The 15692-nt window shown below is 69.7% G+C and carries 13 protein-coding genes; 8 read left to right on the top strand and 5 right to left on the bottom strand.

Annotated features, from left to right (window positions below; genetic code table 11):
- Complete coding sequence (locus D7I44_RS02695; RefSeq protein WP_120788072.1) at positions 1-1305, bottom strand: magnesium transporter MgtE N-terminal domain-containing protein; 1305 nt, start codon at positions 1303-1305, stop codon at positions 1-3.
- Positions 1306-1359: 54 nt separating this feature from the next.
- Between D7I44_RS02695 and D7I44_RS02690 the strand changes: the two genes are divergently transcribed.
- A complete protein-coding gene (locus D7I44_RS02690; protein WP_120788071.1) occupies positions 1360-1872 on the top strand; it encodes a YflT domain-containing protein in 513 nt (170 codons plus the stop codon).
- Between the two features lie 35 nt (positions 1873-1907).
- Positions 1908-2225 (top strand): TIGR02611 family protein, encoded by a 318-nt coding sequence (locus D7I44_RS02685; RefSeq protein WP_245979963.1) that lies wholly within the window; start codon positions 1908-1910, stop codon positions 2223-2225.
- Here the strand turns inward: D7I44_RS02685 and D7I44_RS02680 are convergent.
- Positions 2222-3709 (bottom strand): aminopeptidase P family protein, encoded by a 1488-nt coding sequence (locus tag D7I44_RS02680; RefSeq protein WP_245979956.1) that lies wholly within the window; start codon positions 3707-3709, stop codon positions 2222-2224. The two genes, D7I44_RS02685 and D7I44_RS02680, sit on opposite strands and share 4 nt — an antisense overlap.
- A 30-nt stretch (positions 3710-3739) precedes the next feature.
- Between D7I44_RS02680 and D7I44_RS02675 the strand changes: the two genes are divergently transcribed.
- The 5 genes from D7I44_RS02675 (at position 3740) to D7I44_RS02655 (ending at position 12851) form a co-directional block, all read left to right on the top strand.
- Entirely contained in the window at positions 3740-4597 is an 858-nt protein-coding gene (locus tag D7I44_RS02675; protein ID WP_120790758.1) for a PHP domain-containing protein, read from the top strand.
- Positions 4598-4739: 142 nt separating this feature from the next.
- Positions 4740-9149 carry an endo-1,4-beta-xylanase gene (locus D7I44_RS02670; protein WP_120788069.1) on the top strand — a complete coding sequence of 1470 codons (4410 nt, stop codon included), beginning with the start codon at positions 4740-4742 and terminating at the stop codon, positions 9147-9149.
- A gap of 126 nt (positions 9150-9275) precedes the next feature.
- Positions 9276-11534 carry a formate C-acetyltransferase gene (pflB, locus tag D7I44_RS02665; RefSeq protein ID WP_120788068.1) on the top strand — a complete coding sequence of 753 codons (2259 nt, stop codon included), beginning with the start codon at positions 9276-9278 and terminating at the stop codon, positions 11532-11534.
- A 14-nt stretch (positions 11535-11548) separates the two neighbouring features.
- Positions 11549-12379 (top strand): pyruvate formate-lyase-activating protein, encoded by an 831-nt coding sequence (gene pflA / locus D7I44_RS02660; RefSeq protein ID WP_425459319.1) that lies wholly within the window; start codon positions 11549-11551, stop codon positions 12377-12379.
- Positions 12380-12452: 73 nt separating this feature from the next.
- Positions 12453-12851 carry a hypothetical protein gene (locus D7I44_RS02655; protein ID WP_162940016.1) on the top strand — a complete coding sequence of 133 codons (399 nt, stop codon included), beginning with the start codon at positions 12453-12455 and terminating at the stop codon, positions 12849-12851.
- Here the strand turns inward: D7I44_RS02655 and D7I44_RS02650 are convergent.
- The gene (locus D7I44_RS02650; RefSeq protein ID WP_120788065.1) at positions 12848-14287 is read right to left on the bottom strand and encodes a DEAD/DEAH box helicase; all 1440 of its coding nucleotides are present in this window, start codon (positions 14285-14287) and stop codon (positions 12848-12850) included. The two genes, D7I44_RS02655 and D7I44_RS02650, sit on opposite strands and share 4 nt — an antisense overlap.
- Positions 14288-14378: 91 nt before the next feature.
- Between D7I44_RS02650 and D7I44_RS02645 the strand changes: the two genes are divergently transcribed.
- Positions 14379-15101 carry a ferritin-like fold-containing protein gene (locus D7I44_RS02645; RefSeq protein WP_162940015.1) on the top strand — a complete coding sequence of 241 codons (723 nt, stop codon included), beginning with the start codon at positions 14379-14381 and terminating at the stop codon, positions 15099-15101.
- 2 nt (positions 15102-15103) lie between these two features.
- On the opposite strand, the gene D7I44_RS02640 is transcribed toward D7I44_RS02645, so the two are convergent.
- Together D7I44_RS02640 and D7I44_RS02635 are read right to left on the bottom strand one after the other, a co-directional pair.
- Positions 15104-15409: a hypothetical protein gene (locus D7I44_RS02640; RefSeq protein WP_120788063.1), complete on the bottom strand. Its 306-nt coding sequence runs from the start codon at positions 15407-15409 to the stop codon at positions 15104-15106.
- A gap of 13 nt (positions 15410-15422) precedes the next feature.
- Positions 15423-15647, bottom strand: a complete 225-nt coding sequence (locus D7I44_RS02635) for a DUF3107 domain-containing protein (protein WP_120788062.1) — start codon at positions 15645-15647, stop codon at positions 15423-15425.
- Positions 15648-15692: the final 45 nt, after the last annotated feature.

Raw genomic sequence — 15692 nt, 5'->3', positions numbered from 1 at the left:
TCACCTCCTTCCGGTGATGTTGATGCTTCCTGTTCGTGCGGCCGCGATGCGTTTGAGCGCACTGTCTTCGCCGTCGCGGCGTCGCCAGTCGTCCGGCAGCAGATGATCGAGGATGTCGTCGATCGTGACGACGCCGACGAGCCTGCCGGCCTCGTCGACGACCGGGACCGAGACGAGGTTGTAGCTCGCCAGGGTGCGGGACACCTCGGCGATCGTCGCGTCGACCATGACGGGCTCCAGCCCTTGGTCGACGAGGCCGCCGAGGCGCTCGTGCGGCGGGTGCCGCAGCATGCGCTGATAGTGCACCGTGCCGAGGAAGCGGCCGGTCGGCGGCTCGTACGGCGGCAGGGTGAGGAACACGGCGGCGCCGAGCGCCGGTGCGAGCTCTTCGCGGCGGATGAGCGCGAGTGCCTCGGCGACCGTGGCGTCGGCCGACATGATGACGGGCTCGGTCGTCATGAGGCCGCCGGCCGAGTTCGGCGCGTAGTTCAGCAGCCGCCGCACGTCTTCGGCCTCTTCCGGCTCCATCAGCTCGAGCAGGTGCTCGCGCTCGGCGGAGGGCAGCTGCGCGAACAGGTCGGCCGCGTCGTCCGGCTGCATCTGGTCGAGGACGTCGGCGACGCGCTCGTCGTCGAGAGAGCGCAGCAGCTCGACCTGGTCCTGCTCGCGCATCTCCTCGAGGGCGTCGGCGAGGCGCTCGTCGGGGAGCTCGGCCGCGACCTCGACCCGGCGCTCCTTCGGCAGCTCGAGCAGGCTGGTCGCGAGGTCGGCCGGCTTCAGGTCCGTGTAGGTCGCGATGAGCCGCTCCGCCGACTGAGGTGCGCCGGCCGAGGCATCCGTCTCTGCCATGTCCGCCCATGCGACGAACTGCGTCGCCCCCTTCGCGAAGGGTGAAGAGGAGGTCTTGGGGCGGCGGACGAACAGCTGTGTCACATCCCACAGGCCGCTCGGCGCCTGCGTGATCGCCACGTCTTCGATGGTGGCGGTGCCGCTGCCGTCGCGGAACGCGAGCTGACGGCCGAGCAGCTCGGCGATGACGCGCACCTCGCCGCCGCGCGGCTCGAAGCGGCGCACGTTGATGAGCCCTGTGGTGATGACCTGGCCCGCGCCGATCGAGGTGACGCGCGTGATCGAGACGAAGACGCGGCGCTTCCCGGGGATCTCGACGACGAGGCCGACGACCCGCGGCGCACCGTCTGAGCGGTAGACGACCACGACGTCGCGCACCTTGCCGACCCGGTCGCCGACGGGGTCGAAGACAAGGCAACCGGCGAGGCGCGCCACGAAAACCCGCTGTCCGCTCACGAGAAAACCTTAGCCCGGGGCACCATGCGGCGAGGCGCGTGCCACTATGGGCCTATGACGAACGCAAGCCCGCTCGGTGGGCGTCGTGGCATCGGGGTCCCCACTGTTCCGAAGGGCGAGGTGATCGCCTCGTACGAGAGCTACCTCGAGGCGCAGCAGACCGTCGACGTGCTCGCCCGTGCCGACTTCCCCGTGAGCGGTGTCTCGATCGTCGGCAACGACCTGAAATCGGTCGAGCACATCACGGGGCGGCTCAGCTGGGGTCGCGTCGCGCTCTCCGGTGCGGCGAGCGGCGCGTGGTTCGGTATCTTCCTCGCCATCGTGCTGGCGATCTTCAACCCCGGCCGTGCCGACCTGAGCCTCGAGTTCGCCGCCGTGCTGCTGGGTGCGGGCTTCGGCATGCTGTTCAGCCTGGTGTCCTACGCGCTGACCCGCAGGCGTCGCGACTACACCTCGCAGACCGCGGTGCTCGCCACCTCGTACGCCGTGGTGGTCGATCTCGAGAACGCGAATCGCGCGCGCAACGTGCTGACCAACGCGGGCCGAGGCACCGGAACCGTTCTCTGACGCGTTTCCGAGCGTCGGCGTGGCATGCTCACGTCGTGACATCATCGCCGAGCGCACACCCCCGAAGGGCGCGCGTCATCGCGCGCTTCCGGGTGTGGCTGCGTCGGCGCCCGGCGCTGCACCTCAGCTATCGCATCCTGATCGCGGTCATCGGTGGCGCGATCGTCGTCGGCGGCCTCATCCTGGTGCCGTTGCCAGGGCCCGGGTGGCTGATCGTGTTCATCGGCGTCGCGGTGCTCGGCACCGAGTTCCGCTGGGCGCGCCGGCTCGGGCGCTGGGCCCGTGCGCAGCTCGCGCGGTTCTGGGCGTGGTGGAAAGCGCGCCGGGCGGCGTCAGCCGACGCGCGCCGCTAGGACCGCAGCTCCGCGATCCAGGCCTCGACCTCGTCGGCGGTGCGGGGGATGCCTGCTGAGAGGCTCTCGACCCCCGACTCCGTGACGACCACGTCGTCCTCGATGCGCACGCCGATGCCGCGCAGGTGATCTGGCACGGTGAGGTCGTCGGGCTGGAAGTAGAGCCCGGGCTCGATGGTGAAGACCATGCCCGGCTCGAGGATGCCGTCCTGATAGAGCTCGCGTCGCGCCGCCGCGCAGTCGTGCACGTCGATGCCGAGGTGGTGGCTCGTGCCGTGCACCATGTAGCGGCGGTGCTGCTGGCCGTCGGCCTCCAGCGCCTCCTCCGCGGTGACGGGCAAGAGGCCCCACTCGGCGGTGCGCCGCGCGATCACGGCCATCGCCGCCGCGTGCACGTCACGGAAGCGGACGCCGGGGCGGGCGACGGCGAATGCGGCATCCGCCGCCTCGCGCACCGTCTCGTAGACGAGCCGCTGCGGCTCGCTGAAGGTGCCGCTGACGGGAAGCGTGCGGGTGATGTCGGCCGTGTACAGGCTCTCTGCCTCGACGCCCGCGTCGATGAGGATCAGGTCGCCCGGCACGACGGGCCCGTCGTTGCGGGTCCAGTGCAGGACACACGCGTGCGGGCCCGATGCCGCGATGGTGTCGTAGCCCACCGCGTTGCCCTCGCCGCGGGCGCGCGCGTAGAAGACGCCCTCGACGATCCGCTCGCCGCGCTCGTGAGCGGTGATCTGCGGAAGCGCTCGGATCACGTCCTCGAAGCCGCGCTTCGTCGACGCGACCGCTGCGCGCATCTCGGCGACCTCGTACGCGTCCTTCACGAGGCGCAGCTCGGAGAGGTCGCGTGCGAGCTGCGCATCAAGATCGATGTCAGCGGCGTCACCGCGCGCCGCATCGACGGCTGCCGTGAGCTCGGCGTCCGCCTCGCGCAGCACGAGGGTGTTCTCATCTGCTGAGGCGACGACCGCCCCGGCATCCGCGATGCCCGCCGTGGCGATCGCCAGATCGCCCGCGACCTGCGCGAGCGACGGGCGCGCGCCGATCCAGAACTCGCCGATCTGCGGGTTCGAGTAGAACTCGTCGGAGTCGCGCCCGGCGCGCTCGCGGAAGTACAGGGTGGCACTGAGCTCGTCGCTGTCATCGGCGCTCTCGATGACGAGCACCGAATCGGGCTCGGCGTCCGCGGCCCAGCCGGTCAGCCACGAGAACGCCGAGTGGGCGCGGAAGGGGTAGTCGGTGTCGTTGCTGCGCACCTTGGCGCCGCCGGCTGGGACGATGAGCCGCTTGCCCGGGTAGAGCGCCGCGAGCTTCACGCGGCGCGCAGCCGCGAAGGCGGCCTGCTCGCGGGCGGGCGGCACGACGTCGGCGCGCTCGGCCCACTGCGAGCCGATGTACTCCTTGAAGCTCGCGGCGGGCGGCAGCGTCGAGCGGTTCGAGGTGGCTCGGGGTGCCTTGGTCGTGGTCAGCGCGTCGCTCGTGTCCATACCTCGATTGTCTAACATCGGTACGTGCCCCTGCCCCAGAAAAGCTGGCGTGCTCCGATCGACCTGCACACGCACTCGAGCGTGTCCGACGGCACGCAGACGCCCGCCGAGCTCGTGCGGGCGGCGGCCGAGGCAGGGCTCGGAACGGTCGCGCTGACCGACCACGATTCGACGGCCGGGTGGGCGGATGCCTCGGCCGAGGCATCCGCACTCGATCTCGGCTTCGTGCCCGGCATGGAGCTGTCAACCCGGTTCGGGTGGAAGAGCGTGCACATGCTCGCGTACTTCTTCGACCCCGAGAACGCGGCGCTCGTCGCCGAGACCGAGCGCATCCGCGACGCGCGGCGCACCCGGGCTGAGGCGATGGTCGCGCGCATCGCTGCGGACTACGACCTCACGTGGGAGGACGTGCTCGCGCACACGACCCCCGGGGCATCCGTTGGCCGCCCCCACATCGCCGACGCGCTCGTGACGCGCGGGCTCGTGACCGACCGCAGCGCGGCGTTCGAGACGCTGCTGCACCCGCGCGGCGGGTACTTCGAGCCGCTGTACGCGCCGACGCCGCTCGAGGGCGTCGAGTTGATCCGCGGCGCAGGGGGAGCGCCTGTGCTCGCGCATCCCGCGACCCGTGGGCGCGACACCGTGCTGGACGCCCGGTACCTCGCCTCGCTCGTCGAGGCCGGGCTCGCCGGAGTCGAGGTGCGCCACCGCGAGAACACGGAGGACGGCAAGGCGTACCTGCTCGAGTTCGCGCGCGTCCACGACCTCGTCGTCACCGGATCGAGCGACTACCACGGCGCTGGGAAACCCAATCTGCTCGGCGAGAACACGACCTCGCCGGAGGCGCTCGAGCGGCTGTTCCGCGCGGCGTCCGGTGCCTCTTCGTAGACGTTCGAAATCGTTATCGCAACGACGCCCCCCGAACTGGTACCGTTGCTCAGCCAATAGCGCGCTGGGCCCAACAAATTCTGAAGGGCACCGCGGTATCGGCACCGCACTCTCGTACCACCTGTGACGCAAAGGAGCGTTCATGAAGTCAGCCCTGCGACGGCACACGCCGCTCGCGAAGTTGAGCTGGGGGGTGGTCGTCGCCGCGGTGATCGCGGCGCCGCTCGCCGCAGCCCAGACAGCCGCCGCGGACACCGGCGGCACGACGGTGCTCTCGAGCACCTTCGACGACGGCACCACGGCGCCGTGGACCACCAACGGGGACGCCAAGATCACTGCGGTCGCGGATCCGGGTGGCACGGGCAAGTCGCTCGAGGTGTCGAACATCGACGCGGACTACGCGGGCGCAGCCGTCGATCTGACGAAGCTGCTGACCCCGGGCGTCGCCTACCAGGTCTCGTTCGACGCGCGGCTGGAAGACGCCACGTTCAACGGGCAGACCGAGCACTTCACGGTCGATGACGGCAACTACAGCTGGATCGGGAGCCCGACGGCGATCACGGCGGATGCCTGGACGCCGATCTCCGGCTCGTACACGCTGGCCGCGACCGCGACCAAGGCGAACGCCTACCTGAACTCGGGGCTCGCCACCGGCCAGACCGCCTTCGGCAACGTGCTGATCGACAACGTGACGATCACCGGCCCTGCCGGCAGTGGTGGCACGGGCGGCGGCACGGGCACGTGCACCCCGGTCGCAGCGCAGGACCTGGTGTCGGCGAACTTCGACGACCAGACCATCGGCGCGCTGCAGAAGGACGGCAACCCGACGCTCGGTTTCGAGAACGTCGCGGGCGACGCCGCAGGCGACTACTCGGTGCGTGTCACCGGCCGTGCGAATGATTACGACGGTGTGCAGACCGCGCCCGGCGCGCTCACCGCGCTCATGGCGGGCGACACCGTGAACGTGTCGGCCAAGGTGCGCCTCGCGACGCAGACGTCGGCGACGACCTCTGCGCGACTCGTCGCTGTGCCCGGCTACTCGTGGATCGGCAACCAGTCCGGCGTCTCCGACTCCGGCTGGACCACGATCTCGGGCAGCTACACCGTGCCCGACGGCACCGACACCTCCACGCTGAAGTTCTACGTCGGCACCGACGCGCTGTCCGATGGCACCGCGAGCTACGCCTACGACCTCAACGACTTCGCGGTCAGCACCCCCGGCACCGACTGCGGCGGGACCGGCGGCACGGGAGGCTCGGGATCGACCTGCACCTACCCGACGAGTGACACCATCATCAGTTCCGACTTCGAGTCGGGCGACACGGATGGCTGGGCGGCTCGCTCCGACGCCAACGGTGCGGCCACCGTCGCGATCACAGACGCGGACGGCCACAACAGCGCGCACTCGCTCGAGGCATCCGGTCGCACCGACCAGGGCCAGGGCATCGGCCACGACGTGACCTGCCTGCTGCAGCCCGGCCAGACCTACGAGGTCAGCGGCTGGGTGCGCTTCGCGGCGGGCCAGCCGACTGACAACGTGTGGCTGAGCCTCGCCAACACGGCGAGCGGCTCGACCACGTACACCACCCTCGGGCAGTTCTCGACGGTGACCAACACCGGCTGGACGCAGGTCGACCAGAAGTTCACCATGCCGGCGTCGAGCGACTCGGCACTGCTGTACTTCGAGACCGACTACCAGGGCGGCACGACCGGAAACACGTCCGACCTGTACTTCGACGATCTCACCGTCACGAAGCCCGCGCCGGCGGTCATCCAGGACATCACGCCGATCAAGGACACCCTGCCGTTCCCGGTGGGCGCCGCGGTCTCCGACCCTGAGATCACCGGTGCCCCGGGCCAGCTGCTGTCGAAGCACTTCGACCAGGTCACGCCCGAGAACTCGATGAAGCCGGAATCCTGGTACGACGCGAACGGGAACTTCGTCACGACGAACGCCGACGCCGACGCGCTGATGACCTACGCCCAGCAGAACAACATGCGGGTCTACGGCCACAACCTCGTCTGGTACCAGCAGACGCCGGACTGGTTCTTCAACGTCTCGCCGACCGACAGCACGCCGCTCACGAACAGCGCGGCCGACCAGGCGATCCTGCGTGACCGGCTCGACACCCACATCAAGGATGTCGCGCAGTACCTGTCGAGCAAGTTCGGCGCCTTCGGGTCGTCGACGAACCCGCTGGTCTCGTTCGACGTCGTCAACGAGGCGGTCTCCGACAACGTCGGCGACCCGAACGACCTGCGGCAGAGCCGGTGGTACCAGGTGCTCGGCCCGGAGTACATCACGGACGCGTTCGACGACGCCAACAAGTACTTCGACGAGACCGCGGCGAACGGCGGCTTCGCGGCCGACGGCACGAACCGCCCGATCGCGCTGTTCTACAACGACTACAACACCGAGCAGGCCGGCAAGCGCGCTCGCGTGCAGGAGCTCGTGAACAACCTGATCTCGGCCGGCGTTCCGGTCGACGGCATCGGCCACCAGTTCCACGTCACGATGTCGACGCCGCTGTCGTCCCTCAAGGACGCCATCGACGGCTTCAACGGCATCACGACCGCGACCGGGCACCCGCTCTACCAGGCGATCACCGAGCTCGACGTGCCGACCGGGACCCCGGTGACGACCGCCAACCAGATCGACCAGGGCTACTACTACAAGGGCATCTTCGACATGCTCCGCAGCGAGGCCGCTTCTGGTGCGTCGATCTTCTCGGCGACGGTCTGGGGCCTCACCGACAGCCAGAGCTGGCGTGCCAGCTCCGGTGCACCGCTGCTGTTCGACGACAACCTGCAGGCGAAGCCCGCGTACTACGGCGTCACCGATCAGGACCTGCCGGCGAAGCAGCTCAGTGCGATCGTGTTCCAGCAGTCTGCGACGGATGCCTGGGATCAGCTTCCCCTGCACCCGATCGCGCAGGACGGCAGCTCGGGTTTCCAGCTGCGCTGGGCCGCCGACCACCTGACCGCCTATGTCTCGGCGACGGACGCGACGGCGGATGCCACCGACCAGGCGACCTTCGCCTGGGGCGATGGCACCCAGACCGCGACCGTAAAGCGCGACGGCACCGTCACCGGTGACGGCGTGACCGCCCAGGTCACGTCGACCGCCAGCGGCTGGTCGGCCGTCGTCACCCTGCCCGACACGGGTCTGACCAGCACGAGCACGCCGAAGTTCGACGTCACCGTCACCGACGGCACCACCACCTCGGACTGGAACACCCCGGGCTCGCTCGGCACGCTCCAGCTCGTCGAGCCCCTGTCGTTCACGACGGTTCCGGAAGCTTCCGTCGCCCCCGCGATCGATGGCACCAAGGACGACGTGTGGAGCCAGGCCAGTTCGGTCACAACGAGCAAGCTGATCTCCGGTTCGGCCGACGGCGCGAAGGCGCGTGTGTACCAGCTCTGGAAGGACGACTACCTCTACGTGCTGGCCGACGTCACGGACCCGACGATCGACACGTCGTCGCCGAACGCCTACGAGCAGGACTCCGTCGAGATCTTCACCGACCTCGGCAACGCGAAGAACGGCTCGTACCGCGCGGACGACGCGCAGATGCGCATCAGCGCGGACAACGCCGTGTCGTTCGGCGCGGGTGACAGTGAGGATGCCCAGCAGGCTCGCCTGACGAGCGCCACCTCGCGCACCGCGACGGGGTACATCGTCGAGGCGCGGATCGACCTCAAGGACACCACCGGTGTCGGGAAGTTCGAGGGAGTCGACTACGAGGTGAACGACGGCACCGCCGGCGCCCGCACGGCCAACTTCGGCTGGGCGGAACAGACGGGCACGGCCTACCAGACGACGTCCCGCTGGGGCGTGGCCGAGCTCGAGGGCCCGGCCCTCGCGGCTCCCGCCGTGACGACGCAGCCCGCGTCGGCCTCGGGCGCGCTGGGCAGTGCGGTGAGCTTCACCGCCGCAGCCTCCGGCGCCCCGGCGCCGACCGTGCAGTGGCAGCGCAAGCTGCCTGGGTCGAAGAGGTGGACGGCCGTCAAGGGCGCCACCGACGCGAGCCTCACGGTCACCGCCTCCGCCACGGTCGACGGCGCGCAGTACCGCGCGGTGTTCACCAACTCGCAGGGCACGGCGACGACGGATGCCGCGAAGCTGACGGTGACCCACGCGGAGCCGACGGTGACGACGCAGCCGAAGGCGGCGAGCGGCCACGCGGGCGACACCGTGCGCTTCGTGGCGAAGGCGAGCGGCTACCCGCAGCCGAGCGTCTCGTGGCAGCGGCTGCTGACGGGCAAGAAGGCGACCTGGACCACGATCGCGGGCGCGCGCTCGACGACCCTGTCGGTCAAGGTCGATGGCTCGCTCGACGGCGCGCAGTACCGCGCGGTGTTCCGTAACGACGCCGGCAGCACGACCTCGAACGCGGCGGCGCTGACCGTCGAGAAGAAGCCGTCGAAGCCGACGCCGCCGTCGCACCCCGGCCACCCGTCGCACCCCACGCACCCGTCGAAGCCCCAGCACCATGACGTGTTCGGCTTCCTCGGGCGCCTGATCGGCCTGTTCTTCGGAGCTCGCCGCTAACGCCGGGAAAGTCCCCACAGCACCCGCCCGGGCCCTTCTCACGTGAGGGATCCGGGCGGGCTGCGTTCGGGCGGTAGGGACTGAAGACCCACGATAGATACAAGTTGCGGCTGTAAAGCTGGCGACATGACGATCATCAATGTCGACGTGCCCGCAGCTTCCGCCTGGCGAGGCTTCGAACCGGGCAACTGGCAGGACGCGATCGATGTGCGCGACTTCATCCAGCGCAACTACACGCCCTACGAGGGCGACGCGCGCTTCCTCACCGGCGCCACCGACCGCACGATGCGGGTCTGGGGGCGCATCGCCGAACTGATGCCGGTCGAGCGCGAGCGCGGCATCTACGACGTCGACCCGCACACCCCGGCGGGCATCACCGCATTCGGGCCCGGCTACATCGACAGGGACGACGAGCTCATCGTCGGGTTGCAGACGGACGCTCCGCTGAAGCGCGCCATCATGCCGCTCGGTGGCTGGCGCATGGTCGAGAGCGCCCTCAAGGTGTACGGCTACGAGGTCGACGAGGACCTCAGAACGGCCTTCACCGACTACCGCAAGACGCACAACGCCGGCGTCTTCGACGCCTACCCGCCTGCCGTGCGCGCAGCCCGCAGCTCGCACGTGCTCACCGGCCTGCCCGACGCGTACGGCCGTGGGCGCATCATCGGCGACTACCGCCGGGTCGCGCTCTACGGCGTCGACGCGCTGATCGCCGCGAAGAAGCTCGACAAGCTCGACTGGGACACCCGGCCGTTCAGCGAGTCCGTCGTGCGCGAGCGCGAGGAGCACGCGGAGCAACTGCGGGCACTCGCCGAGCTCAAGGCGATGGCGGCGGGCTACGGCTACGACATCTCGGGGCCGGCGCGTACCGCGCGCGAGGCGATCCAGTGGCTGTACTTCGGCTACCTCGGCGCCGTGAAGGAGCAGAACGGCGCGGCGATGTCGCTCGGGCGCACCTCGACCTTCCTCGACGTCTACCTTGAGCGGGATCTCGCGAGCGGCGTGCTCGACGAGGCCTCCGCTCAGGAACTGATCGACGATTTCGTGATCAAGCTCAGAATCGTGAGATTCCTGCGCACGCCGGAGTACGACGCGCTGTTCTCGGGTGACCCGACCTGGGTGACCGAGACGATCGGCGGCATGGGGGAGGACGGGCGCACCCTCGTCACGAAGAGCTCCTTCCGGTTCCTGCAGACGCTCTACAACCTGGGGCCGGCGCCCGAGCCGAACCTCACGGTGCTGTGGTCGACGCGGCTGCCGCGCGGCTTCAAGGAATTCTGCGCACAGGTCTCGATCGACACCTCGGCAGTGCAATACGAATCCGACCGGTACATCAGGGATGCCTGGGGCGACGACGCCGCGATCGCCTGCTGCGTCTCGCCGATGGCAGTCGGCAAGCAGATGCAGTTCTTCGGCGCCCGCGCGAACCTCGCGAAGACGCTGCTCTACGCCATCAACGGCGGCCGCGACGAGATCACCGGCAAGCAGGTCTCGCCTGAGCGGCCCGCGGTTCCCGCCGGCACGCCGCTCGACTACGCCGACGTGCGCGCGCGGCTCGACGCGACCATGGAATGGCTCGCGCAGACCTACGTCGAGGCGCTGAACGTCATCCACTACATGCACGACAAGTACGACTACGAGCGGCTCGAGATGGCGCTGCACGACAAGGACGTGCTGCGCACCATGGCGTGCGGCATCGCCGGCCTCTCGGTCGCGGCCGACTCGCTGTCGGCGATCAAGTACGCGACGGTCACGCCCGTGTTCGACGAGCGCGGCATCGTCGTCGACTTCCAGACCGTCGGCGACTTCCCGACGTACGGCAACGACGACGAGCGCGCCGACGCCATCGCCGTCGAGCTGGCCCGGTCGTTCATGCAGAAGCTGCGCCACTACGAGTGCTACCGGGGCGCCGTGCCCACCCAGTCGGTGCTCACGATCACCTCGAATGTGGTCTACGGCAAGAACACCGGCAACACGCCTGACGGCCGCCGCGCCGGCCAGCCCTTCGCGCCGGGCGCCAACCCGATGAACGGGCGCGACACCCACGGCATGCTCGCGAGCGCGATCTCGGTGGCGAAGATCCCGTACGCCGACGCGCAGGATGGCATCTCGCTCACCAACACCGTGCTGCCGAGCGGCCTCGGGCGCACCCGCGAGGAGCGCGTCGCCAACCTCGCCGGCCTGCTCGACGCCTCCGTCGGCACCGACGGCTATCACATGAACGTCAACGTGCTGAACCGCGAGACGCTTGTCGACGCGATGGCGCATCCCGAGAACTACCCGCAGCTGACGGTGCGTGTCTCGGGCTACGCCGTGAACTTCGTGCGGCTGACGCGCGAGCAGCAGCTCGACATCCTGTCGCGCACCTTCCACGAGAGCATGTGAGCTTCGTGGGATCCGTGGCGATCACGAACGGCGCGCTCGGCGACGTCGTGACGGCGCCCGCGGCCGACCACCACGAGCACGTCACCCGTCTGCGCACGGGAGAGGTCGGCAGCATCAACTCGTGGGAGCTCGTGACCGCGGTCGACGGTCCCGGCACGCGGCTCACGGTGTTCATGAACGGATGCCCGCTGCGGTGCCTGTACTGCCAGAACCCCGAGACGTGGTTCCTGAAGGACGGGGTCGAGGTCGAGGCATCCGAGATCATCTCGCGCATCGGGCGGTACGCGCCCCTGCTGCGGGCGACGGGCGGCGGGCTCACGCTGTCGGGCGGCGAGATCCTGATGCAGCCCGCGTTCGCCGCCCGCGTGCTGCGCGGCGCGCGCGAACTCGGGGTGCACACGGCCCTCGACACGAGCGGATTCCTCGGCCGGGCGCTCACCGACCAGGCGCTCGCCGACACCGACCTCGTGCTGCTCGACGTGAAGTCGGGCGACCCCGAGACCTATCGGCGGGCGACCGGGGAGGCGCTCGAGCCGACGCTGGAGTTCGGGCGGCGACTCGCGCGCGAGGGCCGCGTCGAGGTGTGGGTGCGCTTCGTTCTCGTGCCGGGGCTCACCGACGAGTGGGAGAACGTCGAGAAGGTCGCTGCATACGTGGCGTCGCTGAACGAGCTGCGGCCGGGTACCGTCACGCGCGCTGAGGTGCTGCCGTTCCACCAGCTCGGCCGCGAGAAGTGGCACGCGCTCGGCCGCCCGTACACGCTCGAGGACACGCAGCCGCCGGCGACGGAGCTCATCGAGCGTGTGCGCGGGCAGTTTCGCGCGCGGGGGCTGACGACGTACTGACAGCCCGCAGAAGGCGTCGGTTCTCCACAATCCAGGGATCGGCGTCCGCGTGTGTCGGCGACCGGCTCTACAGTTGCTCGCATCCGCGCTCAGCGCGGCGCACACTGGAGGGGTGATCGCCTTGTCGCTGGACGCCTGGGTCGGAATCGGTGCTCTGCTAACCGTGCTGCTCGCGCTGTCCGCTCAACTCCGATCCGTGCGGACCGAGTTGAAGTCCGACGTTCAGCGTGTCGACGATCGGGTGACCGCGCTGGGTGCCGAGTTGAAGTCCGACGTTCAGCGTGTCGACGATCGGGTGACCGCGCTGGGTGCCGAGTTGAAGTCCGACGTTCAGCGTGTCGACGATCGGGTAACCGCGCTGGGTGCCGAGTTGAAGTCCGGCATTCAACGTGTCGACGACCGTGTGTACGCGCTCGCGGCGGGGCTCAAGCCCGACATCGAGCGCGCGGGGGAGCAACGCCGCGGCGCCTAGGACGCGGGGGTCGTGCCCGCGGGGCGCGAGCCGCCGCGGCGACGACGGCGCCGGCGCGGGGCCGCGTTGCCGTCGTGGTGCTCGGTGCCCTGGCCGTCGTGGGTGCCCGCGGCGACGGGCTTCTCTTCTGCGGACTGGCCGGCTGAAGCATCCCTCGTCCCTGCTGCGCGCGTACGCGTGCGGCTGCGGCTCGACCGCGGCCCGCCTTCTGCGCCCTGCTTCGCGACGTCGGACTCGACCTTCGGCTTCGGGGTCGTCTTGAGGCGCCCCTTGGTGCCCTCGGGGATGTCGAGATCGCTGTACAGGTGCGGCGACGACGAGTAGGTCTCGGTGGGCTCGGGCTGGCCGAACTCGAGGGCGCGGTTGATGAGGGCCCACTTGTGCAGGTCCTCCCAGTCGACGAAGGTCACCGCGATGCCCGTCTTGCCCGCGCGGCCGGTGCGGCCCGCGCGGTGCAGATAGGTCTTCTCGTCGTCGGGGATCGTGTGGTTGATCACGTGGGTGACGTCGTCGACGTCGATGCCGCGGGCTGCGACATCCGTCGCGATCAGGATCTCCTTCTTGCCGGCCTTGAAGGCGGCCATGTTGCGCTCGCGCTGCTCCTGATTGAGGTCGCCGTGCACGCTGACGGCGGGGAAGCCGCGATCGGCGAGCTCGTCCTGCAGCTTGGCGGCGGCGCGCTTGGTGCGCGTGAAGATGACGGTCTTGCCGCGGCCCTCGGCCTGCAGGATGCGGGCGATGACCTCGTCCTTGTCGAGCGAGTGCGCGCGGTAGATGACGTGCTTGATGTTCGCCTGCGTGAGGCCCTCGTCCGGGTCGTTCGCGCGGATGTGGATCGGCTTGCTCATGAAGCGCCGCGCCAGCGCGACGATCGGGCCGGGCATCGTGGCGGAGAACAGCATGGTGTGCCGCACGGCGGGCAGCTGCTGGAAGATCTTCTCGATGTCGGGCAGGAAGCCGAGGTCGAGCATCTTGTCGGCCTCGTCGAGCACGACCTCGGTGACCTGCGAGAGGTCGAGGAGGCGCTGCCCCGCGAGGTCGAGCAGGCGGCCGGGAGTGCCGACGGCGATCTGCGCGCCGTCCTTGATGGCGGCGACCTGGCCTTCGTACGCCTTGCCGCCGTAGATCGCGACGACCTTCGTCGGGCGGTTCGAGGCGCCGAGCTCCATGTCCTCCGACACCTGCACTGCGAGCTCGCGCGTCGGCGCGACGATGAGCGCCTTGACGCCGGGGGCCGGCTCGGCGCCGAGCCGCTGGATCACGGGCAGGCCGAAGCCGAACGTCTTGCCCGTTCCGGTCTTGGCCTGGCCGATGATGTCCTGACCGGCGAGGGCGAGGGGGATCGTCTGCGTCTGGATCGGGAAGGGCTCGGTGATGCCCTTTGCCGCAAGCGCCTCGACGATGTCGGTGTCGATGTTGAGATCTGCGAAAGTCACGAAGTGGATACCTGTTCGGTGTCGGTTCGGCGAGGGAGAATCCTCAAGCCTGTTGCCAGTGTACCGGGGGCTAGCTCCTAGACTTCTGGCCGTGCCCTTTCCGTGGTTCCGCCGCCCGCGACTGACCTTCGATCCGCCCCGGCTGCGCCCGCGTCGCGAGAAGAAGTTCGACATTCCGGCCGACCTCGCCGAGATCGCGCCAGAGCTGCGCCAGTTCCTCGGGCAGGCCGCCTGCGTGCAGCTCAGCTCGTTCGAGCGGCTGTCGGCGCTGGTGGCGCTGGTGCCGGGTGTCACCGCGAAAGAGGCGGTCGGGCACGCAGCGGCGCGTGCCTTCGCGCGGCACCAGAACCTTGTCGGCGAGCTCGCGCGCCTCGGCGCCGAACCCGAGCGCGAGATGGCGCCCTACGTGGAGCGGCTGGAGCGCTTCGCAGAAGTGACAGCGGGTCACGAGTGGCCAGAGCGGGTGCTGGGCGCGCACATCTGCGGCGGACTGCTCGACGACTTCTTCGTCGCGCTCTCGCGCGGGGTGAAGGCTGAAGGCGTCAAAGACCTGCCCGCCCTGTTCGCCGTCGATCCGGCCGACGGCCGTGCGCTCGACGACCTGCTGCGCGCGCCGCTCGCCGGCAACGCCCAGCTCGCCGCCCAGCTCGCGATGTGGGGGCGCAGGCTGGTCGGCGACACCCTGTTGATCGCGCGCTCGGCGCTCAGACTGACGGGGGATGCCGAAGCCGACGACCCCCACACCGAGCCGCTCTTCGCGGGGGTGATCGCCGCGCACACGCGACGGATGGACGCCCTCGGTCTGACGGCGTAGCCCTAGGCCGCCGCGGCGCCGTTCTTGGTGACGTGGGCGAGCAGCACGGCATCCGCCCGATTGCGTGCGCGACCGACGAGCAGGTCGACGGCCGTGACGATCGCACCCGTGCCGAACAGCGCGATCCACCAGATCACGCCGGCGTCCCACTTGAGGCCGGCCCAGGTGAGCGCCACCCAGAGCGCCATCGCGGCGATGCCGCCCACGACGGGCATCAGCACCACGCCGTGCGTGTGCCGCCACGGCAGCACGTAGCGGCCGACGGCGCCGATGATGACGCCCGCGAGGGCGATGAACAGCAGCTCCACGGCTGGTCCGGCCCTAGGCGACGAAGCCGACGCGCCGGGTCTCTTCCGCGCCGATCTGCACATAGGCGATGCCGGCGACGGGGACCAGGTACTGCGCGCCCTTGTTGTCGGTCAGCGCGAGCGCGGCGCCCGTGCCAGAGAGGGCCTCGCTGACCTTGCCCTCGACATCGGAAACCGACTCGTCGGTCTCGAAGCTGAGTTCGCGGGGGGCGTTCAGGATGCCGATGCGGATCTCCACCGTGGTGCCTTTCGTCGTTGACTGCGTCGAGCCTATCGAGTGCGT

Source organism: Gryllotalpicola protaetiae (assembly GCF_003627055.1).
Lineage (GTDB): Bacteria > Actinomycetota > Actinomycetes > Actinomycetales > Microbacteriaceae > Gryllotalpicola > Gryllotalpicola protaetiae.
The sequence above is the reverse complement of the archived record's forward strand: the minus strand, read 5'-3'. Positions and strand labels throughout refer to the sequence as shown.

Excerpts from the sequence above, each read along its gene's own strand:
- D7I44_RS02690 (WP_120788071.1), top strand. The coding sequence starts at position 1,360 with ATGACGAACGCAAGCCCGCTCGGTGGGCGTCGTGGCATCGGGGTCCCC.
- D7I44_RS02680 (WP_245979956.1), bottom strand. The coding sequence starts at position 3,709 with ATGGACACGAGCGACGCGCTGACCACGACCAAGGCACCCCGAGCCACC.
- pflB (WP_120788068.1), top strand. The coding sequence starts at position 9,276 with ATGACGATCATCAATGTCGACGTGCCCGCAGCTTCCGCCTGGCGAGGC.
- D7I44_RS02670 (WP_120788069.1), top strand. The coding sequence starts at position 4,740 with ATGAAGTCAGCCCTGCGACGGCACACGCCGCTCGCGAAGTTGAGCTGG.